Origin of the sequence: Paraniabella ginsengisoli (assembly GCF_022513635.1) — a bacterium.
GTDB classification, from domain to species: domain Bacteria; phylum Bacteroidota; class Bacteroidia; order Chitinophagales; family Chitinophagaceae; genus Niabella; species Niabella ginsengisoli.
This window is the reverse complement of record NZ_JAKWBL010000004.1, coordinates 335,007-357,855: the sequence shown is the minus strand read 5'-3', so window position 1 is coordinate 357,855 and position 22,849 is coordinate 335,007. Positions and strand designations below refer to the sequence as shown.

The window sequence follows — 22,849 nt, the reverse complement described above, 5'->3', positions numbered from 1 at the left end:
TACAATACATATATATCCGGCAACTTAATAAGGAATCCAAAAATGACACCACTAAACAACAACACATGCCGAGGAAACTGGGGGACCTTGTTGCTTCCCATCAATGCAGACGAAAGTATAGATTTTAGCCGCCTTTCAACTCAAATAGATTTACTAATAGCAGCAGGTGTAGATGGTATTTATTCTAACGGTACTGCAGGTGAATTTCATACGCAAACCGAAATTGAATTTGATCAGATAAATCAAATACTTGCTGAAAAATGTAATGCGGCCAACATGCCTTTTCAAATTGGGGTTTCGCATTTAGTGCCAGCCATTACACTTGATCGAATCACACGCACTAAATTTTTGGAGCCTTCTGCTTACCAGGTCATACTTCCAGACTGGGTAGCGCTTACAGATGTTGAGGCGGAACAGTTTTTTATCAAATTGGCAGAAGTGGCTGATACCGTACCGTTGGTATTATATAACCCACCACATGCTAAAAGGGTTTTGTCTGCTGCATCGTATGCCAATCTATTTAAAAAGATTCCGTCGCTGATAAGTGTCAAACTATTGGATGGAGACGACAAATGGTATAATGAGATGAAGCCCCTTGCAACGCGTGCTGCCATATTCGTGCCTGGCCATCACCTTGCAACGGGTGTGCATCAAGGAGTTGCCCAAGGCGCCTATTCCAATGTTGCGTGCATTAATCCCAAAGCTGCGCAGCAATGGTGGCAACTAATTAATGATGATATCGATGAAGCGCTTAAAGTGGAAGCTGCTATACAATCCTTTTTCACTGCTTATATTGTTCCATATGCTAAAGCAGGATATAGCAATCCGGCACTTGATAAACTATTAGCCACAACTGGCAACTGGGCGCCCATTGGCACACGCTTGAGATGGCCATATCAATGGATTTCGGAAGATGATGTAAGTGCGGTACGCAAGGGAGCAGAACACTATTTACCAGCATGGTTTTTTCAGCCCATCCAATAAATTACCAAAAAAATTTTCGCAAAAAAGGCGGGGCAAAAATTTTTATAAAAAATATTTGGATACTATTAAGAAATATTTCTACATTTGTTATGTAGAACATAAGGACTAATAATTGAAACCGAACAAATAGAATTGAATCAGTCTGATTAGCGATTGCACGATTGTATAAGAGTTTGATGATTGCTGTTTTACGAAGGTTGAAAAGTTTCAGATTGCTCGCTAATAACCAGATATTTTTCTTGTCTTCAAAGAATTAAATCTTCAATCTCACACTATACTACAGTTATGAGAGGGGCACATATAAAAAAATTTCTTGTCATCCTGGTTGCTATTTGCAATACAATTCTCTGTTATGGACAGGGTGTTGCGCTGCGCGAGCGAAATTTTACCATACCCATTGTAAAAGAACGGGGAGCGATTGCTTTGTCCAGAATTGAAATAATTTTAGAAGATACTACCGCTACCCAATATCTAAAACAATTGACCCTAAACTTGAACGGGACAACACATTTCAATGAATTGCATGAGATAAAAGTATTTATTACTACAGATAGTAACTATTTATCTGAAGAAGCATCTCTAAAAGCGCCTGTTTTTTGTCTTCAAGATGGCGCTTCAGTAACAAATAATACGGTCGTCCTCAAAGGAAATTTCAGGTTGAATAAAAAACGAAATTATGCCTGGATCGCAATAGACATAAAGGCTTCAGCTCGTGTTGGAAATATTGTTGACGTGCGCTTGTCAAACATGCAAATCAACGGAAAGACTACATATGCGGATTCTTCTAAGACATTTAAATACCGCATAGCAAGCGCAGTTCGGCAGGCGATGCAGGATAATGTAAATACATCCAGGATACCTGGTTTAGCCACGGCTCTTAATGGTGATTTGTTAGCTATTTATGACGCCAGGTATGATTCAAGAAGAGATTTGCAGGGAGATATAGATATTGCATTAAGTCGCAGTACAGATAAAGGCAATACCTGGCAACCACTGAACAAGATCATTGATATGGGTACATTTAATGGCCTTCCACAAAAATTTAATGGTGTCTCAGATCCCTGCATACTCGTAGATAGAAAGAGCGGAAATATATTTATTGCCGGTTTGTGGATGCATGGAGTGCTTGATGAAAAAGGAAAATGGATCAATGGCCTTACAGATACCAGCCAGAACTGGAATCATCAATGGAAAAACAAAGGGTCGCAACCAGGTTTTGCAATAACTGAAACGGCTCAGTTTTTAATTATAAAAAGCACAGACAATGGCAAGACCTGGTCGGAACCTATCAATTTAACCAGGATGTGTAAAAAGAAGAGTGGTGGTTGTGGGCGCCAGCTCCGGGAAGCGGATTTACCATGAATGACGGAACATTGGTGTTGCCTACACAAGGCAGAGACAAGACAGGTAAGGCTTTTTCAAACATTACTTATAGCAAAGACGGTGGTAAAACCTGGACTACAAGCAATGCTGCTATTGATCTTTCGACAACAGAATGTATGGGAGCAGAGTTGTCTGATGGTTCAATTATGCTCAATATGAGAACTAATGCTAACAAAGGATTAACCTCTGTAAAGAATGGCCGAGCTATAGCAGTTACGCAAGATCTTGGCAAAACGTGGAAAGAGCACAAAACTTCCCGTAATGCGCTTCCTGAACCAGTCTGTATGGCTAGTCTTTATAAGCACGAATACCAGACAAAAAACGGCAGCAAAAAAGTGTTTTATTGTTTTTAAATCCCAACTCCAAAACTAAGCGAGATCATCTGACATTGAAAATTAGTTATGATGATGGCAACACCTGGCCAGCTGAAAAATTTATTTTATTGGATGAATTCAACGGGAGTGGTTACTCCTGTATTACTTCTGTTGATGATCAAACAGTAGGTGTTATTTATGAAGGTAGCCAGGCACAATTAACCTTTGAAAAAATTAACTTAAAAGACATAATTAATTAAAATGAAAATAAATAAGATTGAGGGGTTGCTAGCCGCAACGTTCAGTACATTTGATGATAACAAAGCTTTGAAATTGAGTTTAGTGCCCAAGATTGTAGAAAAACTAATTGCTGACGGTATAAAAGGCATTTTTGTGGGAGGCACAAATGGAGAAGGGCTAAGCCTTTCAACCGAAGAGCGTATGGCTGTTACAGAGGCTTATGTTGCTGCTTCTAACAAAAGAGTTTTAATATTTACGCATGTCGGACATAGTTCCATAACAGAAGCCAGAAAACTTGCGGCTCATGCTCAAAAAGTTGGCGCTGATGCGATTTCTGCTGTTTCTGCATTCTACTTTAAACCTCAGTCCGCAGAAAATCTTGCCGATTGTATGGCACAAATAGCATCAGCAGCACCGCATCTACCTTTTTACTATTATCATATACCCTCCGTTACAGGGTTATCAGTTAGTGTAATAGATTTTCTAAAACATGCTGAAGCAAAAATCCCCAATCTGGCTGGCGTTAAATACACTGCGAATACATTACATGAATACCAGGATTGCCTGAATTATAAAAATGGAAAGTTTGATATTTTATTTGGCTACGATGAACTATTGCTACCTGTGTTAACGATAGGAGCAAAAGCTGCAATAGGCAGTACGTATTGTTTTGCTGCGCCAATGTATCTGCAGGTGATGGAGTTGTTTAATCAAAGAAAAATAGAAGAAGCGGCGGCAGCTCATTTTGAATGTGTAAAGATGATCCGTGCGCTGGCGAAGTATCCGCCCATTCCTACACAAAAAGAGATATTAAGGATGACTGGTCTTGATCTGGGTGGTTGCAGGCTTCCGCTTGTCGATCTTAATGAAACGCAGTGTAGTGAGCTCGAAGCTTATCTTAACGAAATTTCTTTTTTGATAATCTTGACAATGCCAGAAAGCTTTTGAAAAGTGCAGCTTTGGTCGCTTAAAAGTATAATCAAAGTTAACGGACAGTAAAAAATTGAATAGTTTATGAAAGTTGAAAATCCAGGATACAAATGGACGGTGGTGGGCCTTCTTTGGTTCGTAGGCTTACTGAATTATCTGGATCGGCAAATGCTTTCGACGATGCGTCCGTCAATGCAAATAGATATCCATGAACTCCAGAGCGCAGAAAGCTTCGGCATTTTAATGTCTGTGTTTTTATGGATATATGGATTTATGAGCCCGGTTTCCGGCGTGATAGCTGATAGGGTTAACCGAAAATGGTTGATTGTCTTTAGCTTGTTTGTCTGGTCTTTAGTTACTGTATTGATGGGCTTTGCTAATACCTTTTCTGAACTTAAATTACTACGAGGCATTATGGGATTAAGCGAAGCTGTTTACATTCCAGCTGCATTATCACTTATCGCTGACTACCATAGCTCTAAAACAAGATCGCTGGCTATCGGCATACACATGACGGGCCTATATTTTGGGCAGGCTTTGGGTGGGTTTGGAGCTACTTTCGCTGAGCAGTATTCCTGGCATCAGACTTTTTATTTATTTGGATTGGTAGGTGTTATATACGCTATAGTACTTGCTGTTTTTCTCAGGGAAAAAGAATTACACAAACGCCTGCCATTGAGTTAGGTCATAAGCCAAAGGCGAATGTGTTACAGGGAATTGGTTGGCTTTTTAGTAATATATCGTTCTGGGTAATACTGTTTTACTTTGCCATGCCAAGCTTACCCGGTTGGGCAACTAAAAACTGGTTGCCGACCTTATTCTCAGAAAGTCTGGGTATTGAAATGACCGTTGCTGGTCCAATAGCAACTATAACTATTGCATGCTCTTCATTTGTAGGTGTCATTATGGGGGTATTATTTCTGATAAATGGGTGCAGCGTAATATTAAAGCCCGTATATATACCAGTGCGATAGGTGTCTTTCTAACCATTCCCGCGATATTGATACTGGGTTTTGGCTCTACTACAACTGTACTGGTGTTGGCTGCAGTACTTTTCGGAATAGGTTTTGGAATGTTCGACGCCAATAATATGCCCATACTTTGCCAATTTGTGCCGCCAAGATATCGTGCAACTGGTTATGGATTGATGAATATGACGGGAGTATTTTTCGGCGCCTTTATCACTAGTTTTTTAGGACGGTCTACAGATGCGGGGAATCTAGGTAGAGATTTCGCACTAATGTCGGGAGTTGTACTGGTTATGCTCATTGTTCAATTAGTTGTTTTAAAACCACAAACTCAGGATTTAGAACAATAGAATTACGAAAAGATTAAGATAGAATCTGATAAGACTGGTGTGAGGGTTTTATTTGTAGAACATCACTACAAAAGTTTTTATTCTTTTTGTAAAAATGTTTGGTGATTGCTTGTATTGTTGATTGGTACTGATCTCTGTTGAGATGGATACAGCGTTTAGGTTGAAAATTATAAAGCAAATATTTACATATGAAAATGTTTAGAAAGCTACACATTGCCCTGTTTGTGTGCCTGTCTTGCACTCTTTTGTTTTTGTCATGTGCCAAAGAGGTCAATCAATATTACGAACCCAAAAGTTCGCTTGACAAAAATATTGTCGACGTACTTGAAGCTGACGGGCGCTTTGCATCATTTGTTAGGATTATTGATAAAGTCGGTCTCAGGAAAACGCTGGGTGGATCAGCCATGTACACCTGCCTTGCACCTGATGACGCGCAGGTTAATTTGTATTTATCCAAAAATGGATATAATTCCATTGAAGCCACCCCGGACAATTTTTTAAGACGTTATGTAAATTATCATTTCATTAATGGAATGTATTACGAGTATGATGTAAACAAACTATACAACACAGCAACTTCATTGATCAATAGATCAAGGGCTGCAAACTTTACAACCAGAACGGAGGGCAACACGCCTGGCAAGAGAATAAGATTATTCTCAAATTCTTTTTGCAAAACCAACCGGAAGATTATACTACACTCTATGGAACGCTGGAGGGGAATAAAAGCTTTCTTATTGAAGGGGTTAATATTTCAGAGCCTGATATTGACGCGAGTAACGGTGTTATACATGTCTTAGGTGAACCGTTGGAGATTGCCCTACGCACAGACGAGGCATTAGCGGCGGATCCGGAAACTTCCCTATTTAGCTCCTGGATAGAAAAACATGTGCAATATGAACTTGGTGAGAAAGACGAATTTGGATGGGTTGATACGACGTTGTATAAGTCCTTTTCGTTTGGCAGAAACCTGGCAAATGAATCGGTTTTATCTACTGTATTGGCTCCTACTAATGAAGCAATTCTAAAATATTTTCAACCATACCTTCAGTACATTGATAATACTATAGACTCTGTACCAGCAAGAGTAATGTACACTTTGATCAGATCAAACATCATCGAAAATCTTTGGTACAAAAGCGACCTTGCCCGCCTGAATCCTGATTGGAAATCAATTACCGGCTATTCGCGTATGGTAGCGGATGTGCCGTCTATTATATCAGGATCGGTTCGCGCAAGCAACAGCATCATTTACAAGGTAAATAAGCTTATTGAATCTCCTGAAATGAATAGCGTCGTAGGTGGCGTCTATCTTAAATACAAAAAATTCAGTCAATGGTATTGGATGTTTTTAAACGCTGGTTTAAGTGAAGGTTTATATGATGGGCAGTATTATCAACATAGTCCTAAAACAGTTCTTATTCAATCTGATGATGTTTGGGGATTTCCCCTGGCGGAGGATTTGTTGGACCTTGATCGTCAATATCGCCTACAACAATGCAGGGCTGGAATATTTAACATTGATGTAAGGGCTGATAATGGATTTAGAAAAAGATTTTATCCCACAAATTTTGGGTATATACTTTACGATAACGGTAAATTTTATGATTATACAGGAAATTCGATCAATCTGATATCGACCGTGCCGGAATGGGAAGCTACCAATGGGGCCATATATAGTGTGGATGGATTTTTGAAACCACTTGACAAATTAAATGATACACTTACCGTATATAATCTTATCAAAAAAGATCCTGAACTCTCTCTTTATCTTTCTGCTTTGGATCGTTCAGGCATCGCTTCACAATTACAGTTGACAGGGTTTTTCACTTATTCTATTCTGGCCCCACAAAACGCAGCAATTACAGCTGCCGGCATAAGCGTTGCAACGATGGATGCCACTCAACTGAGAAGTTTTGTTCAGGCTTACATCATCCCCAACAGATATATATTCACTGATGGTGACTTTAACGGACAAATTGCGAATAAAAATGGTGAACGGCTTAGCGTGGGAGGGCAATGGGAATCTTTTACTGTAACCAATTCTTCCGGAAAAACAATACAACCTGTCACTGCTAATATCCAAGGTAGTAACGGGGTTATTCATAAAGTCAACCGTGTATTTTAAACCAATTGATTGCTTAAGTCATGAGCGGAAATTTTTTATATAAAGGAATCCAGATCTTTATTACCATGTTACTATGCCATGCTTGTCTGGCGCAGGATAGCACAGTTTTAAGTGGTATAGTATATGATAAAAACGGAGGCAAACCCCTGGCAGACGTTTCTGTGATGATTGTAAACGCCAACAACCTTGCCTTAGCGGGAAACAAAACTAATGTAGAAGGAAAATTTAGTGTTGCCAATGTGCCTGGTAGCAATAAGATCGTGTTTTCCAATATGGGATACCAGACACAGGAACTACAGATAAGCAGCAAGACTTTTTCACGATCTATCTTATAGAAGACAGTAATTCCATGGAAACAGTTACAGTGATTTCTGCAGTCCAGAAAAAAGCCGACCTGGGTTTCCTGACTATCGACAGGCGCGAGCTTTCAAGCGCAGTAGCATCAGTAGATTTGGAGAATACCGAAAAAATGCCGGTCGTTAATGTTGAACAACTTTTGCAAGGGATGGCTCCCGGTTTACAGGTTGTTTCTGCAAGTGGAGATCCGGGCGCCGCAGCAAGTATCAGGATCAGAGGCATTTCAAGTATTTCGGGCCTGAACGATCCTCTTTGGATTGTTGATGGCGCAGAGATCATCGGTAATAACTACCAGGTGGCCAGTATCACCGACTTTGGTTTTAGTCCTATCGGTGATTTGGATCCGTCGGATATAGCATCAATTGATATCTTAAAAGATGCATCCGCAACTGCGCTATACGGATCAAGAGGGGCGAATGGCGTAATTGTAATTCAAACTAAAAGAGGGAAAAAAGGTAAAGCGCAATTACAAGTTAATTCGAAGTTTACTTTAACTGAGGCGCCTCGAACAATTCCAATGTTATCAGGCGATGAACAGCGTATATATTATATTGAAAAAACCACAGGAGGATTAGATAATGGCACATCATTGCTTGAGCTTCGTGGAGATTTGACAAGGTCTGATGCATGGATATTTAATAATAATACGGACTGGACAAAGGAGATTTCCAGAAAGGGTTTATTTCAGCAATATAATACCGCTTTAAGTGGCGGCGGAGACAGGATTAATTATTACTGGGGATTAGGTTATGCAAATCAATATGGAACAACTAAAGGGACCGGCTACGACAGGTTTAATACACGATTTAATCTTAACTATAAAGTATCTGATCGCCTTAAGGTAACCGCGGATTTAAATTATACAAACTCTCTTACGGATAAAAGAGGCCAGACCCACCCAATTACAAGTGGTTCGCAGGAGCTTAACCCGCTACTTTTAGCCAGGCAGATTCCGGCTTACTTCCCAGTATACTCCAGAAACGGCCTCAATTATTTTTTGGACAGAAATGTACCGATCTCTTCGCATTCCAGGTATAATCCTTTAGCGCTTATTGATTATTCTACTTATTTCACAAGGGCTAACCGGTTTATGGCGTCCACTTCCGTCGATTTCAAAATCCGTAATAATCTGGATTTCCGCACTCAGGTCTCTACCGATTTCAGAGAGTCTTCGGATGAATACTTTCTTCCGGGCTATGCAACAGATGCGCTACCTGGAGAGGTTTTGTATAACGCCGGGCTTCAAACCGAAGGGTACCAGTTGTTGATCAACAGTAACAGCCGCCTAACATGGTCGGCACTACAGGAACGTAACAACAGGCTCACTTTTACAGGAGTACTAACATTTAATGTTGACCGAAATAATTCAACCGAAGTTGAGTATTACAACAGCGCATCGCCCGAACTTAAATCTGCAGACGCAGCTGCAATAATCTCCAGCGCAACGGGTACCTACGGAACTTCAAAATACCTGGGAATGTTTGTGCAGGGGCATTATGCATTTAAAGACAGATATTTTTTAACTGTTACAGGTAAAACAGAAGGCGACTCAAGGTATGGATCAGACAACCCATATTCTCTTTTTCCAGCGATAGGCGCCGCCTGGGAAATAAATAAAGAATCATTTTTACAATCTGCTGAATGGATCAATTACATTAAGCCAAGATTTGCTTTTGGTGTTACCGGAAACTTGCCTAACCTGAACAACCTTTATGATATTGCTTATGGAACAGGAACCGGATATTTAGGCCAGACCTATACTTATCCATCGAAATTCGCCAATGACAATATTCGTGAAGAGCGTACAACAGAATATAATCTGGGAATGGACTGGAGTTTCTTTAAGGACAGACTTACCGGGCAGTTGGATTTTTATTCAAGAACGACCAACAATCTTTTGTTACAGGAACGGCTCTCTTCTACATTGGGTTACGCTTCTCAATATATAAACTTCGGTACCGTAAGCAACTCCGGATGGGAACTGGGTATAACTGGAGTTATCTTAAAAGGCAGCGATACCAAACTGCGCTGGAAATCATTTTTCAATATCGCTACCAATCGAAACAAGCTTGTAAAGCTGCCGGAAATGTTTGACGCAAACGCGTTTACGGTAAGCCAGTCTGGCTTTACATCCAAACTACAAGAAGGTGATGTGATTGGCGGCTTTTATGGATACAGAGCCTTGGGTGTGTATGCAAGGGATGAAGATGCTGTCTTAAAAGATGATGCAGGTGCTATTATTTATGAGGCCGATGGTATAACCCCGAAATACATGAGATATGGTTCTGCGTCGGGACATCAATTTAACGGCGGCGATATGATTTATGATGATGTTAATGGCGATGGTATTATTAATGAGCTTGATCGTGTTCAAATTGGAGATGCAAACCCATTGTTTTTTGGAGGATGGAATAATACAATAAACTTCAAAAACTGGATCGTTACATTAAATCTGCAGTATCAAACCGGAAACGATGTAATTAATGCCACACGCCTTTCAATGGAAAGAATGACTGTATCTCATAATCAGTCAAAGTCTGTTCTGGCACGTTGGCGGCGGCAGGGTGACGTAACAGATATGCCCAGGGCTCAGCCAGATAATTCATGGAATGCTGCCGCGTCAACCAGATGGGTTGAAGACGGCTCTTACCTGCGTTTAAAAACCGTTTCTCTTACCTATAGTGCCAGTAATACTTTGGTTAAAAGATTGGGGCTGGGTATTCGCCAACTCAGTTTTTTTGTTACAGGGTACAACCTATACACATGGACTAAATACCTGGGCCTCGATCCGAAGTGCCAATTACAGGAAGTGTTTATTTGTTTGGGATAGATAATGCGACTACCGCACCACCAAGACAATATACAGTAGGATTAAACATTGGCTTTTAAATTTTTTAGGTCTTAAACATTATGATATGAAGACAAAGATTAAATATTTCATTTTGGTTGTGCTAATGAGCTCTTCCATATCCTGCAGCAAGATCTTAGATGTGGATATGCCAGACAACCTGGTACAAGACGAGTTTTGGCAGAATCGCGATCAGGTTTTCGCTTCCCTGATAGGGCTATACACTTCACTTCAAAGCAACTTAAACTCCTTTCAGGTTTGGGGCGACATCAGGTCAAGCTTATATGAACCAGGCCCTGGTGATGCCTTCACTACGAACCACGGCGAGTTTCTTTCGCAGGATATCTATCCTGATAATAGCCTTTTGTCGTGGAGTGGTATATATAAATCTATTGGGTGGACGAATTCTTTTATAAAAAATGCGCCTCTGGCATTGCAGAATGATCCAACATTTAAAGAAGCTGAATTAACAAGCATGTTGGGTGAAGCTTACGGATTGCGGGCGCTGCACTATTTTTATTTAGTTCGTACATTCAAAGAGGTTCCGCTCATTACAGAACCTTACGAGTCCGATAATCAGGAAGTAAACACGGCTGCTTCAACTGAAGCGCAGGTGTTGGATTTTATTGAAGCAGATCTTAAGCAAGCATTAGAAAAGACCCCGGAAACTTTTGAAGATGTTAGCTACAAATATGGCCGCATTACTAAAAACGCCGTAAGAGCTTTATGGGCCGATGTAAAACTTTGGAGAAATGACTATCAGGGCGTTTTGGATATGTGCGTTCCTTTAGATCAACAATATCAATCGCAGCTGGCAGAGCCATTGGAGTGGTATAGTATTTTTAATCCTGGTAATTCTCCCGAATCAATATTTGAAGTTCAACATGTTCAAACAGGCCCTGCCTCTCCTGTCTACAACTGGTTTGCTCATTTCTCTACGTCCTCGTCCACAGGGGTTCTGTATTTGGCTAATTCAACTAATGTGCAGTTAGCCAATGAAGAAATTTTATATCCTACAACGCTTCCCGGATATACCAGTTCAGATACTATACGGTTTAAAGACTATGCCACGTTTAGAAAAAATTCAAGTATTTCCAGCCCGCACGGATCGGGATGGGAAGTTTATAAGTTTTTAGGCCAACAGCCGTATCAAATGTCTTACAGAGCTACCAATGATCGCCGGTTAGTTAATTATATACTTTATCGATATCGTGAAATTCTTTTAATGAAGGCCGAAGCGTTGGCCATGCTAAGTCGTTATGCTGAAGCAGAAGAGATGATTAATATAATCAGGTCTCATTGCAACATTCCGGTTTTACTACAAGGAGAAGGCGGAGAAGGTGAAGAATTCTTTACCAGGCTACTTATGGAAAGAGAAGCAGAGTTGGGATTTGAAGGAAAGGAATGGTTTGCAGCAGTAAGGATCGCGAGAAGAGATGGCTACCAAAATGTTCTCGTTACAAAATCTGCTACAAATAATTCGATGGGATATTCCTATCAGGTTATCAGGGCCAGATTACTAAATCCTGAGAGTTGGTTTTTGCCATACCACAGAACTGAAATTGAGAATAATCCTCAGCTTCAACAAAAGGACTATTATAAGAATAAATAAAAATGATAACTATTAAAAATAATAGTATGAAATGAGCATAAAAATTAGCAAGCTAAATTATACCCAAAGCGATGATAATTTTTATGCGAATTCCATCTGACCGAAGAAATAAAAATAAAAAAATAAACAGATGAAACGCTTTTCCATAATAATAGCTGTATTAATTTTTCTTGTTGGCAATTATGGCTGCAAAAGGGAACTGTCTGGCGCTCGGTATGATTCAACTGATGAGATGCAAATCATGGATTATATCGATAGTCGCGAAGACCTGACCATTTTCAAAGAACTTATTGATTATGTAAAGCAAAGGAGTTTGCTCAAGACCGCTGGTTCATATACGGTTTTTGCACCCAATAATAACGCCTTTGCAGAATTGTTTAAAACACTATCCGCGCAAGGACAGCAAGTCTCTTCAGTAAAAGATTTAAGTGCTGAGTTCTGGATCAATTACTTTAGATACCACCTGCTCAATGAGAAAATTAATTCTAATGAGTTTGAGCTTGGCCCTTTACCTGCCCCAACCGCATATAATAATAAATATCTTATAGCAGATATCAGTGATTCCTATAGTGCCATCAACCTCAATAATATCGCTACCATTACCGAAAGCAACATTGAGTTTACAAATGGTTTTATTAACGTGATCAATAATGTTCTAAACCCGCCAGTGAGTTCTGTTTATGAAACTTTAACCAAGAGTGGCAAGTACAATACAATGCTTTCGATTTTTGAAGAAACGGGTTATAGTAAATATCTTAAAGACAGCATTATTACATTGTTTATAGAAAGTGATGAAGCACTTGCCAGATCAAATTTCGATAAACAAAACATTCCCAATTTAGAAGACTGGGTTAAATATCATATCATTCCTGATACCAGCTATTTTTTAAATATCTTAAGCGGAAAAAGATTCTATTCTTTATACACGAAAGAAGCACAAAGCTTTAAAGTAGATACTTATGGTAACTATTTTATAAATGAAACTTTTCCTTTCAATCAAACCAAAGCATTAGGAATAGACAGGGTTTGCCGCAATGGAATTTACCATACATTAGATACAGTATTAAAGATTGTTGAAGCGCTGCCAGCTACTATACGATTTAATTTATATCCTCCGGGAAGCCCGTATGGAGAACAGAATGTATTCACTGAAGCTCCTGCGTCTATTGTACTAAATACAGGCACTCAAAGCTATCATCAAAATAAAGAAAATAAAATTGTTGCATTTAATGCTCAGCAGATAGGGGACTATTTCTGGTTAACAATTCCCGATGTTCCAGTTGGTAAATATAGAATAAGAATGATCCATAGAGGCGCAGCGACACGCGGTAAATTCCTGGTGATCTATAAGGATGTTTTGGTTTCCGAAAATGTGAACATGGGTTCTAATAACGGACCCTTTGAGGAGTGGAACTATCTCGTGTACAATAATTGCGGTGATATTACAGTTACGGACCGATCGGATGTTACACTCAATTTTGCATTTGCTGGTTTTGGAAGTAATAACAGTCCTTCTTATTGCTGTGATATGTTAATGGACATGGTTGAGTTGATACCGATAAACTAAAAATATAATACGGATGAAATATTGTTTGACATATATCAAGATTCTATCATTAGCTGTTCTCCTGCTTAATAGCTGCTGGATAGAGCTAAAAGCCCAACAGGTAGATGATTCCCTTAAAGTAGCAAAGCTCGAAAAAATTGGAATTATTACGCCTTCTCCAGTATTAAAATTTCAAAAACAAAGTGATGCTGTTTCGTTTGCTGAATTGCTACCCGGAGCTGCCGGTGTTCACGTTACAGAAACGGGCGTTATAGGCGCTGCCTGTTTTAATGATTAAAGGTATAAACACAATTAATCTTAAAGCAAGTCCGGTCATTTATGTTGATGGCATACCTATCAAATACTCCAGGGAATTACCGGCCTTTCTATCGGTGTACGAACCAACAAAATTTGGTTTCCTGAACACCAACGATATTAAATCTATCAACATAATTAAAGACGCTAATGATCTGTCGGCCCTGGGTGGTCGGGGTTCAAACGGAGCTATTTTTTTAACAACGGACAGAGGGGAATTTGGTGGCACCAAAATAGAATTCACTGCCAGCACTGGGTTTATGCGCGCCAACTATAATGTGAATCATATGGGAGCGTCGGAATTCAAAAATTACCTGGGTGAATACTTAAGAGAAAATGGTGCGTCGAATGATGAAGTTGCCAATAATCCCATTTTTAATACATCTTTAGCTCAATACAACAATAATACGGATTGGGTGGGTATGGTTTCAAAGCCAGCTCGGTACAACGACTATCATATAAAACTAAAAGGCGGTTCTGGCGATGCTAATTATATGTTTAGCGTCGGTCATATAGGAAGAACGGGTACTATCGAGCAATCGCATTTCAACAGAACTTCAATGAGGTTTAATCTGGATTATAAGCTATCGTCAAAATTTGAGATATCAAATAATCTTAGTTATTCAAATACAGGCTCAAGATATTCTGAAGAGGGATACAATTGGGGCGTTCATCCCTTGTTTGTGGCAGCAACGAAAGCGCCTTTTATGAGCAGCTATTCATACAACGCGGAAGACCAGCAAACTCAGCTTTTAGCTGATGTTGATATCCTTGGTAAAAGCAATCCACGGGCATTAGTGGAGAATATGAAAAACACAAATGAAGAAAACCGGGTAGATGGAATTATTTCCGCAAAATGGAATATAAAAAGCGATTTAGCCCTGAACACTTCTCTTTCCGTAAGTTATTATAATATGCGTGAAAGCCAGTACCGGCCTGCGTTAGGAATTGTTATGGATAAACATAGGTTGCGCCAGAATGCTAATCGAAACTCAAGTGAATTTACTTTTATATGGAACAGTTTTTTAAATAAAACAGGCAGTTGGGGAAAACTGATAAAATATGAAGGGCAACTTGGAGCGTGGGTAGAAACATATGAAGACAAAGCGCTTTTTGCCCGTAAGATTAATGCAGGCACCGACGATTATGAGACGCTTAAGCAAGGCATTGTAGATAGTGCTTCAAACATAAGATTCCGATCTAACCTTAGTCGATTCTATTTCACTGGCAACCTGGATTTTTTTGATCGTCTGTTGTTGTCAGCAAATGTAAATACAGAAGGCTCTTCAAACTTTGGACCTAAGGGTCGTTGGGGACTTTATGGAGGAGCAAGTGCGTTGCTCGACCTGATTGACAGGTCGCGCCCTAATCAAGTGGCCTTACGCGCTGCGGTGGGAAGAAGTGGCAACTTTGATGTTAGAGGCTACTATCAGGACAACCTGTATTTTGCTGTAAGTTATTTTGATATGGCGGCGTTTATCTGGGTAACGTGGCCAATGAAAATATAAAGCCGGAACTGACCAATGCATTTGATGCCGGCATCAGATTTAGTCTTTTTAATAAAAGACTTGATATCGATGCTGGTTATTATCATCGAAACACAAGCAATTTGATTACTTACCGCAATTATCCGATCGAACTGGGTATTGATCCTCAATTTGAAAATAGTGGTTCTATGTCTTCTCAGGGCATAGAGGTTTCTCTGAACGCAAGGCTTATTGAAAAAGAGCAACTTTCCTGGAGTGTGTATGCTAACATGTCAACCCTTACAAATAAGGTGAATACATTAGCTAATGGAGACATTATTAGAAGTATGGATAATGTCAGCGGGATCGGCCGCCAGTCTGAAACTGTAGGTTCTTTTTATGGATACCGTATAAAAGGTGTATTTAGATCTGAAGACGAAGTTGATCTGCAAAAAGCGGATGGTACGCCATATAAATCGGGAGATTATATTATCGATGATGTTAATAATGATGGAAAGATCAATGAACTTGATAAGCAGATAATAGGCAATCCGCTACCAGACTTGTATGGTGGAATTGGAACAGGTTTCCGATATAAAAGAATCTCTTTAGATGCAAATTTTTCGTTTGCGTATGGCCAGGATATTTATAACAGGTTCAATCAGCAAATGCATTTAATGAGTGATTATTCCAACCAATCTCCAGATGTCTCAACAAGATGGAGATCTGAATCGCAGTCGGGCACTGGCTTGAGCCGAGCTGCCTATGGAGATCCGTCGTCGAATGGAGTTGCATCCGATCTATGGGTGGAAAACGGAGGCTATTCACGTTTAAAATTTTTGACAATAAGTTATGACCTGCCATTAAAGAATAAAGTGGCATTTATAAAAGGCATAAGAGTTAATGTTACCGGAGAGAACCTGCTTACGTTTACTTCCTATAGTGGCTGGGATCCGGAGGTCGTATCTTCTTCAGACGTTTTATTAAGGGGAATAGTTTTGGCGCCTCTCCTTTGCCGAGGTCGATTATTTTGGGTATTAAAGTTTCACTTTAAAGATAAAAATATTGCATATGCAAAAGATCCAATTCAATAGCAATAGTTACGGTTTAAATATCCGGTCTTCACTCGGATTAAAAGCGATACAAGTCCTGACTTTGATGTTTAGTTTGATGCTTGCAGGATGCTCCGGATTTTATGATGTGAATCCTTACTCTGTTGTTAAAGACGCAGACTTTAATAAGAACAGGGATGACTTAAATGCAAGCGCGATGGGAATGTATCAACCTTTAACACAGGAAGTACACAAGTTTTTGTTATGGGGCGATGCCAGAGCCGACATGGTTACTACCGGCCAATCAGAGCCAGATCCTTATATAAACGAATTTGTGCTTAACTCTATAAGCAAGCAAAATCCTTACACCAACTATGGCGGTCTCTATAAAACTATAACACGCTGTAATCAACAACTTGAGAAAGTATATAAGGTAGCCGAACTTGATGATAAAATTTTGCCACGAGATGCGGCCGCTTTTTATGCTGAAGCATTATTACTACGAGCTTATTCATATTTTATTTTGGCAAAAAGCTTTGAAGAGTTTCCGATAATATTATCTGATTATGCGGAGAAGGTTACCTATGTTAGTGAGTCGGGTGACACCGTTTATAGAAAAGCACAGTCTTTATCAAATGCAGAGATAAGGGGTTCATTCTATTACATGAGAAACCGGGAAGATGTGTTACGCATGATATATAGCGATGTGCTAACCGGCTTAGGGATTCTACCAATCAACTTTGAATGGAATAGAAACTCACTTCCCGCTCAGGAAAGATATGGACGTATATCACAACCAATGGCGGCCACGTTTGCTGCAGAACTGGCGTTGTGGCTTGGTAATTATCAGGCAGCATCAGCGTTTGCTAATTCACCAGTTAGAAATAGCAACCACACGCTTGGTTCTTCCGGAACATGGATAAATCAATTTACAGGTTCTTATGCTTCATTGCATTCACTCTTCTTGTTGGGATATAATTATAATAACAGCTTTGAAGGAAACCGTTTGCAAGAGTTTACTTCACCGATTGCAAAGGATGGAGGTAAATATTATTTGAAACCTGCGTCTCATGTTATTCAAAATATTTTCTCATATGAAGGTGGCGATATACGCACTGTTTTTAGTTATAAAATAATTAATGGAGATACAGCGATATGGAAATACATCGGTGCAGATAATGTAGCCTCAATGCGGCCGGCCTATCAAAGTGATGCAAGCTGGCAGTTTTACAGAAGTGCCGATGCATTTATCATTAAGGCTTTAGCAGATTTGATGCTTGACGATTATTCCACCGCATTCAACTTTGTCAATATGCTGCGGGTTGCGAGAGGATTGACAGCGCTTGACCCCACACAGACAGATTACCGGAATAAAGAGTTTATGCTCGATTTGATTTTTAAAGAAAAGGCCAGGGAGAATGCTTTTGAAGGCAAGCGCTGGTATGATCTGATGTTATGGTCAAGGCTTTCCAGACAAAATCAACTTGCAGAAGCGGTTGCAGCGAAGTATGGTTATCCTAAAAGCGAAGAAGTAAAAGCCAGATTGCAAAACGAGGAAAACTGGTACATCCCTATTGATCCGGTTTTGTGGTAACTGAGTCCCATATTTTTTCAGAGCATTCTTAAAACTAAAAAAATCGCAGCGAAGCTGCAACTTAAAAATATACGGATGAAAAAAGTTGTTATACTAATAATACCGATCTATGCGTTTCTTACAATCGTTTTTACAAGCGGGTGCTATAAAGAACAGCATTTTGATTTTCCGGGACCTTTCGAAGACACAACTTCACGAAACACGATCGATTCTTTACCTTTTCCTTTTGATAAGGAGCGGCAAGCCGGAGTTTGGCTAATGAAAGATGGTGTAGCAGATCCGGCGAAAATACTTTTTAAAGGATTTACCGATTATAAAGCCATGAATGATACGCTATCCTGGGTTCGTGAAAACTATGGTATGAGATTAATACCGCATCGAAATTATTATCCCCTCACAAATGCAGACCACCTCGGAGGCGACCCCAATAGTTACACATACAACTGGACTCAATCCAAGTATTTTGTTCCTGTTGGCGAAGGAAAGAGTTTCTACATGTATGCCAAAGTTACCGTAGGAACATTCAGCGGTACCGCTGCCGGTTTGGAACTTGGCAGAAGCTGGGAGACAGGCGGCAGCTTTGTATTTGGTTTCGATGGTAATAGTAACATTGCGCCCACATTTTTCATAGATCTTTATGGTAAACTCGGCGCATCAGTAAATCCTGACCTGGGATGGCCGACTGCCAACGAAGTAATTGTACCTGGCGTACCAGCCGAAATGGAAGTGGTCATCCATAACAATACATTTTATATGAAAATAAATGGAACATTATGTTTTCTGTTTAAGATGTCCAGGGAAGACTTGTACTACTTTACACCGATGATCAGGCCACATAGAAACTTTATTACCGTTCATGATTTTTATTTAGAAAGCGCTGACATGTACACCGTGGATTATGTTATGCACGAAAATGAAAAAGGATATGCCCGTATTCAATCACCCGCATTGGCAAAGGCAAGCAATGGGAACCTGCTGCTTTTTGCGGAAGGCAGAACCAGCCCGCAGAATGCTTTTGAACGAGTGGCACAAAACACCATGCCTGTTGGAAATACTGACATTGTTATGCGTAGGTCAACAGACAATGGTCAGAGTTGGGAAGATGATATTTCAGTGATCGCAGGAGAAGGATCATCAGACACTTATGGTTTTCCGCAAATTGTAACAACCTCTAATGGAAAAATAATTCTTCATTATAGTAAGCTTACAGCAGATCTTGCAAATGGCCGGTTTACCTACCCGGTTATGCAAACAATGTATCAGATTGTGTCTAACGACAATGGCATTACCTGGTCGCAACCAGTCGATATCTCGCAGCCTTTATCAGACGAGGGTCGGGGATATTTGAAAAGTAGCCCGGGCCACGGTATTGAACTTGAGTCGGCAAGTAATAAAGGCAGGCTCGTGATGCCGCTTATATATGGTGGAACTTCTGTTAAGGTAGCACTCTCCGATGATAATGGTGTGACCTGGAGAAAAAGTCAAAACATTGGTGGAACAAATATCGTTTCAGGATCAGTTGTGGAATTATCGGATTCCAGATTGATGCTGGTTTTATCACATAGTAATACGGCTCCGCAAAGTAAGTTGGCGTCTTATAGCAGCGATGGGGAGAAACCTGGACAACACCTTCGGTGATTTCACCGGGCGTTTCTACTTTAATCTATGGCCACATGTATAGTGGAATAGCGCTAAAGGATGCGGATGGGAAATTATATTTAATTAACCCCATTGGCCGTGAGAAAGATCCGCAAGTTTACAACGGCCCCAATTATGGAGTTACGCCTACAATTTTTGAGAGCAGTAATAACGGGTTGTCTTTTACACAAACAGGTACTTTATTTACCCGCACCGCATATCGTGGATATGCTTCTCCAATCGGAAATATGGATGCTGTTTTTGGATCAGATGGAAAGCTGATTGTGGTTGGAGAAGGGGGCGTCGAAAGCCCGCAAGAGGGGATAGTAATTTATAGAAAATAAACATGATTGAATCATGACATTTTATAAAGAGTTCAGTTTCCCGCTATTATTTGTTGTAATATTCTTTGGCTTCAATAAGCGCCAAGTTAACAGAACCAATGCAGATATTAAAGATGATGTTGCAAGACCAGGAAGCATAACAAATTGTTTGCCTTCTGTTGCAACAATTAAAATCATACGGCTATTTTCAGCTGATACAGATGGTTATAATTCTTACCGGATTCCTTGTCTGGCCAAAGCCAAAAACGGAAACCTTATTGCTTTTGCAGAAGGCAGAAAACATTCCGTTTTAGATTATGGAGACATTGACCTGGTGTATAAAATTTCTCTAGATAATGGCGAGTCATGGTCGGGCATAAAAATAGTAGTTTCCGAAAGTGAAGGTACATGGGGAAACCCCACCGCCGTTACCGACGAAGAAACAGGCCGTATCTGGCTTTTTATGTCTTACAATGATGAGGCGCACAGCCAGCATGGTGGATCGTTTGGTTCACGCAGTTATGATATTATAAATACCTGGGGTCAAAGAAGGGTTTTTATTACTTATAGCGATGATAACGGGCTTTCCTGGCAAAAACCGAAAGACAATACAAGCAGCCTGCTACCTCCCAATTTCACTTGGGACGCTGTTGGTCCAGGTATAGGCATCCAAACAAAAACAGGCGCTAAGAAGGGCCGGCTGATTATACCTGCTGGCCGCAGAAATATTTATAGTGATGACCATGGATTAACATGGAAATATCAATCCATACCAGGAGGAACTTTTGAAGGATCAGTTGTTGAATTATCCAATGGGTCACTTTTGAGAAATGATAGAGGTGTTGGCTCTAAGTGGGCAAACAATCATAATCGATTTATATCTCAAGGTACTATTGAAGCAGGGTTTTCTGCATTTAGACCAGATCCGGGATTACCCGATCCGCGTTGCCAGGCATCAATCTTAAGATATTCTTTCTCTCCCAACATTTTACTGTTTTTGAATCCGGCCCGCAATGATAAAGACGGCGCCGCTAACAGATGTTTAATGACTGTTCGTCTGAGCGAGGATGACGGCTCTTCCTGGAAATACTCAAAGCTTTTATATGATGATTTAGATTCTTCTATCATGTGTAAAACAGGGCTGGGCGGATATTCCAGCCTTATGAAAACGGCAGATAAGTATATTGTGGCAATGACAGAAGTGAACCACAGCGTAGAAAAAATGCCCGCAGCACAACGAAGGTTCTCTATAGATTTTCATAAGTTTAATTTGGAGTGGATAAAAAATGATTTGAGGGAAATAACGTATTAACATTGATCGGGAGTTTAATAATAGGTATAAAATGAAGTTGAATTTATTTACAAGGATTAACATAGGTTTTGTTTTGACCATAAGTTTTTTATTTTCTTATGGTCAGAAAGGAGCTAAACCCAATGTTCTTTTTATTGTAGCCGACGATCTCCGACCAAGTATTGGCTGCTATGGCGACCTTAAAGCCATTACACCACATATAGATAAACTGGCAGCCTCTAGTATTGTATTCAACAATGCATATTGCCAGCAAGCAGTTTGTAATCCATCCAGGGCTTCTGTATTAACCGGGCTACGTCCTAACCAAAATGGAGTAACTGATTTAGTAACACACTTCAGAGAAAAAGTGCCGGACGCTGTTACGCTTCCACAAGCGTTTAAAAATGCCGGGTACACAACAATCGGAATAGGTAAAATATTTCATGGCACTAAACAAACTTTAGATAAAGTATCCTGGTCCATTTCTGAAATTGAAAATGTATCTGTTAAAAATCAGGAATATTTTTTAGAAAGAAATAAAAAAGGTGGTAAAGCTGATGCCTTTGAGTTTACAGAAGGTCCGGATAATAAATATCCGGATGGAAAAATTGCTGAATCTACTATTGAGTTGTTGAGGGACTTTAAAAAATCAGGTAAGCCTTTCTTTTTAGCCACAGGCTTTAAAAAGCCCCATCTTCCCTTTTGCGCTCCCCAAAAATATTGGGACATGTATAAGCATACAGATTTCTCGGGTATTGCAAATAGCAATAAACCACTTGGCGCACCTGAAATTGCTTTTCACCAATGGCAAGAATTACGGGGATATACCGACATTGCTGATCAGGGGCCGCTTACACCTCAAAAACAAAGAGATTTGATACATGCCTATTATGCATGTATCAGCTATGTTGATGTACAATTAGGAAAAATTATTGACGAGCTTGACAAGTTGGGTTTAAGTGATAATACGATAATTGTTTTATGGGGAGATCATGGGTATCATCTTGGTGAACAAGATCTGTGGTGTAAATCAACCAATTTTGAATTAGACACTCGCATACCCTTAATCATATCTGCACCTTCGGTTATAAAAAAAGCGTCTAATACGAATGCAGTTGTCGAAGCAATAGATATATATCCCACCTTAATTGATTTGTGCGGATTAACTAAAAATACGGCATTAACCGGCAAAAGCCTTAAACCTTTGCTGCAACAACCTCAAATGAAATGGGATCAGGTAGCGTATAGTCAATTTTGCAGGCCATACAAAGCTATTACCTCTAAATACCCCACGCACATGGGCTATACAGTAAGAGATCAGAATTATAGATATACTCTTTGGTATAATCTGCACAATGACTCAATAGAACATAGGGAACTTTATGATTTAAGAAAAAGCCGTTTGGAAAATGAAAATCTGGCGGGAACGAAAAAATATCAACAAGAAGAAAATAGGCTCGCAGCAATGCTTGAGGCATACAGACATATCAATTAGAATGGAATTACCATT

21 protein-coding genes are annotated in these 22,849 nt (G+C 39.8%); all 21 read left to right on the top strand.

The features are described from left to right. The first annotated feature begins 42 nt into the window (after positions 1 to 42). The 21 genes from MKP09_RS18905 (at position 43) to MKP09_RS18810 (ending at position 22,834) form a co-directional block, all read left to right on the top strand. Positions 43 to 984 (top strand): dihydrodipicolinate synthase family protein, encoded by a 942-nt coding sequence (locus tag MKP09_RS18905; RefSeq protein WP_240831863.1) that lies wholly within the window; start codon positions 43 to 45, stop codon positions 982 to 984. A 285-nt stretch (positions 985 to 1,269) separates the two neighbouring features. Beyond that, on the top strand, positions 1,270 to 2,346 hold the full coding sequence (locus MKP09_RS18900) for a sialidase family protein (RefSeq protein WP_262915518.1): 1,077 nt from the start codon (positions 1,270 to 1,272) through the stop codon (positions 2,344 to 2,346). Then, positions 2,310 to 2,720, top strand: coding sequence for an exo-alpha-sialidase (locus MKP09_RS26615; protein ID WP_262915517.1), 411 nt, complete (start codon positions 2,310 to 2,312; stop codon positions 2,718 to 2,720). The genes MKP09_RS18900 and MKP09_RS26615 overlap by 37 nt, the downstream gene beginning before the upstream one ends. Next, entirely contained in the window at positions 2,711 to 2,941 is a 231-nt protein-coding gene (locus tag MKP09_RS18895) for a glycoside hydrolase (RefSeq protein ID WP_240831862.1), read from the top strand. The genes MKP09_RS26615 and MKP09_RS18895 overlap by 10 nt, the downstream gene beginning before the upstream one ends. Position 2,942: 1 nt before the next feature. Next, positions 2,943 to 3,869, top strand: coding sequence for a dihydrodipicolinate synthase family protein (locus MKP09_RS18890; protein WP_240831861.1), 927 nt, complete (start codon positions 2,943 to 2,945; stop codon positions 3,867 to 3,869). 66 nt (positions 3,870 to 3,935) lie between these two features. Next, positions 3,936 to 4,535: an MFS transporter gene (locus tag MKP09_RS18885; RefSeq protein WP_240831860.1), complete on the top strand. Its 600-nt coding sequence runs from the start codon at positions 3,936 to 3,938 to the stop codon at positions 4,533 to 4,535. Positions 4,536 to 4,731: 196 nt separating this feature from the next. Continuing rightward, positions 4,732 to 5,169 carry an MFS transporter gene (locus MKP09_RS18880; RefSeq protein ID WP_240831859.1) on the top strand — a complete coding sequence of 146 codons (438 nt, stop codon included), beginning with the start codon at positions 4,732 to 4,734 and terminating at the stop codon, positions 5,167 to 5,169. Between the two features lie 194 nt (positions 5,170 to 5,363). Beyond that, entirely contained in the window at positions 5,364 to 5,969 is a 606-nt protein-coding gene (locus tag MKP09_RS18875) for a fasciclin domain-containing protein (protein WP_240831858.1), read from the top strand. A gap of 290 nt (positions 5,970 to 6,259) precedes the next feature. Continuing rightward, entirely contained in the window at positions 6,260 to 7,297 is a 1,038-nt protein-coding gene (locus tag MKP09_RS18870; protein ID WP_317235448.1) for a fasciclin domain-containing protein, read from the top strand. Between the two features lie 20 nt (positions 7,298 to 7,317). Next, a complete protein-coding gene (locus MKP09_RS18865) occupies positions 7,318 to 7,632 on the top strand; it encodes a carboxypeptidase-like regulatory domain-containing protein (protein ID WP_240831857.1) in 315 nt (104 codons plus the stop codon). A gap of 14 nt (positions 7,633 to 7,646) precedes the next feature. Continuing rightward, positions 7,647 to 10,484, top strand: a complete 2,838-nt coding sequence (locus tag MKP09_RS18860; protein ID WP_240831856.1) for a SusC/RagA family TonB-linked outer membrane protein — start codon at positions 7,647 to 7,649, stop codon at positions 10,482 to 10,484. Between the two features lie 85 nt (positions 10,485 to 10,569). Beyond that, the gene (locus MKP09_RS18855) at positions 10,570 to 12,114 is read left to right on the top strand and encodes a RagB/SusD family nutrient uptake outer membrane protein (protein ID WP_240831855.1); all 1,545 of its coding nucleotides are present in this window, start codon (positions 10,570 to 10,572) and stop codon (positions 12,112 to 12,114) included. Between the two features lie 130 nt (positions 12,115 to 12,244). After that, positions 12,245 to 13,681, top strand: a complete 1,437-nt coding sequence (locus MKP09_RS18850; protein WP_240831854.1) for a fasciclin domain-containing protein — start codon at positions 12,245 to 12,247, stop codon at positions 13,679 to 13,681. 25 nt (positions 13,682 to 13,706) lie between these two features. Next, positions 13,707 to 13,958 (top strand): hypothetical protein, encoded by a 252-nt coding sequence (locus tag MKP09_RS18845; protein WP_240831853.1) that lies wholly within the window; start codon positions 13,707 to 13,709, stop codon positions 13,956 to 13,958. Further along, positions 13,951 to 15,483 (top strand): SusC/RagA family TonB-linked outer membrane protein, encoded by a 1,533-nt coding sequence (locus tag MKP09_RS18840; protein ID WP_240831852.1) that lies wholly within the window; start codon positions 13,951 to 13,953, stop codon positions 15,481 to 15,483. The genes MKP09_RS18845 and MKP09_RS18840 overlap by 8 nt, the downstream gene beginning before the upstream one ends. After that, positions 15,465 to 16,535: a TonB-dependent receptor domain-containing protein gene (locus MKP09_RS18835; protein WP_240831851.1), complete on the top strand. Its 1,071-nt coding sequence runs from the start codon at positions 15,465 to 15,467 to the stop codon at positions 16,533 to 16,535. The genes MKP09_RS18840 and MKP09_RS18835 overlap by 19 nt, the downstream gene beginning before the upstream one ends. Then, positions 16,513 to 18,087, top strand: coding sequence for a RagB/SusD family nutrient uptake outer membrane protein (locus MKP09_RS18830; protein ID WP_240831850.1), 1,575 nt, complete (start codon positions 16,513 to 16,515; stop codon positions 18,085 to 18,087). Before MKP09_RS18835 ends, MKP09_RS18830 begins: the two co-directional genes overlap by 23 nt. A 75-nt stretch (positions 18,088 to 18,162) precedes the next feature. Then, complete coding sequence (locus MKP09_RS18825) at positions 18,163 to 19,725, top strand: exo-alpha-sialidase (RefSeq protein WP_240831849.1); 1,563 nt, start codon at positions 18,163 to 18,165, stop codon at positions 19,723 to 19,725. Between the two features lie 35 nt (positions 19,726 to 19,760). After that, positions 19,761 to 20,069 (top strand): hypothetical protein, encoded by a 309-nt coding sequence (locus MKP09_RS18820; RefSeq protein ID WP_240831848.1) that lies wholly within the window; start codon positions 19,761 to 19,763, stop codon positions 20,067 to 20,069. A 13-nt stretch (positions 20,070 to 20,082) separates the two neighbouring features. Beyond that, a complete protein-coding gene (locus tag MKP09_RS18815) occupies positions 20,083 to 21,360 on the top strand; it encodes a sialidase family protein (RefSeq protein WP_240831847.1) in 1,278 nt (425 codons plus the stop codon). Between the two features lie 31 nt (positions 21,361 to 21,391). Then, positions 21,392 to 22,834, top strand: coding sequence for a sulfatase (locus tag MKP09_RS18810; RefSeq protein ID WP_240831846.1), 1,443 nt, complete (start codon positions 21,392 to 21,394; stop codon positions 22,832 to 22,834). Positions 22,835 to 22,849: the final 15 nt, after the last annotated feature.

Coding starts and splice junctions, on each gene's coding strand:
- MKP09_RS18905 (WP_240831863.1), top strand. CDS start 43: ATGACACCACTAAACAACAACACATGCCGAGGAAACTGGGGGACCTTG.
- MKP09_RS18900 (WP_262915518.1), top strand. CDS start 1,270: ATGAGAGGGGCACATATAAAAAAATTTCTTGTCATCCTGGTTGCTATT.
- MKP09_RS18890 (WP_240831861.1), top strand. CDS start 2,943: ATGAAAATAAATAAGATTGAGGGGTTGCTAGCCGCAACGTTCAGTACA.
- MKP09_RS18885 (WP_240831860.1), top strand. CDS start 3,936: ATGAAAGTTGAAAATCCAGGATACAAATGGACGGTGGTGGGCCTTCTT.
- MKP09_RS18880 (WP_240831859.1), top strand. CDS start 4,732: ATGCTCTTCATTTGTAGGTGTCATTATGGGGGTATTATTTCTGATAAA.
- MKP09_RS18875 (WP_240831858.1), top strand. CDS start 5,364: ATGTTTAGAAAGCTACACATTGCCCTGTTTGTGTGCCTGTCTTGCACT.
- MKP09_RS18870 (WP_317235448.1), top strand. CDS start 6,260: ATGTACACTTTGATCAGATCAAACATCATCGAAAATCTTTGGTACAAA.
- MKP09_RS18865 (WP_240831857.1), top strand. CDS start 7,318: ATGAGCGGAAATTTTTTATATAAAGGAATCCAGATCTTTATTACCATG.
- MKP09_RS18860 (WP_240831856.1), top strand. CDS start 7,647: ATGGAAACAGTTACAGTGATTTCTGCAGTCCAGAAAAAAGCCGACCTG.
- MKP09_RS18855 (WP_240831855.1), top strand. CDS start 10,570: ATGAAGACAAAGATTAAATATTTCATTTTGGTTGTGCTAATGAGCTCT.
- MKP09_RS18850 (WP_240831854.1), top strand. CDS start 12,245: ATGAAACGCTTTTCCATAATAATAGCTGTATTAATTTTTCTTGTTGGC.
- MKP09_RS18840 (WP_240831852.1), top strand. CDS start 13,951: ATGATTAAAGGTATAAACACAATTAATCTTAAAGCAAGTCCGGTCATT.
- MKP09_RS18830 (WP_240831850.1), top strand. CDS start 16,513: ATGCAAAAGATCCAATTCAATAGCAATAGTTACGGTTTAAATATCCGG.
- MKP09_RS18825 (WP_240831849.1), top strand. CDS start 18,163: ATGAAAAAAGTTGTTATACTAATAATACCGATCTATGCGTTTCTTACA.
- MKP09_RS18820 (WP_240831848.1), top strand. CDS start 19,761: ATGTATAGTGGAATAGCGCTAAAGGATGCGGATGGGAAATTATATTTA.
- MKP09_RS18815 (WP_240831847.1), top strand. CDS start 20,083: ATGACATTTTATAAAGAGTTCAGTTTCCCGCTATTATTTGTTGTAATA.
- MKP09_RS18810 (WP_240831846.1), top strand. CDS start 21,392: ATGAAGTTGAATTTATTTACAAGGATTAACATAGGTTTTGTTTTGACC.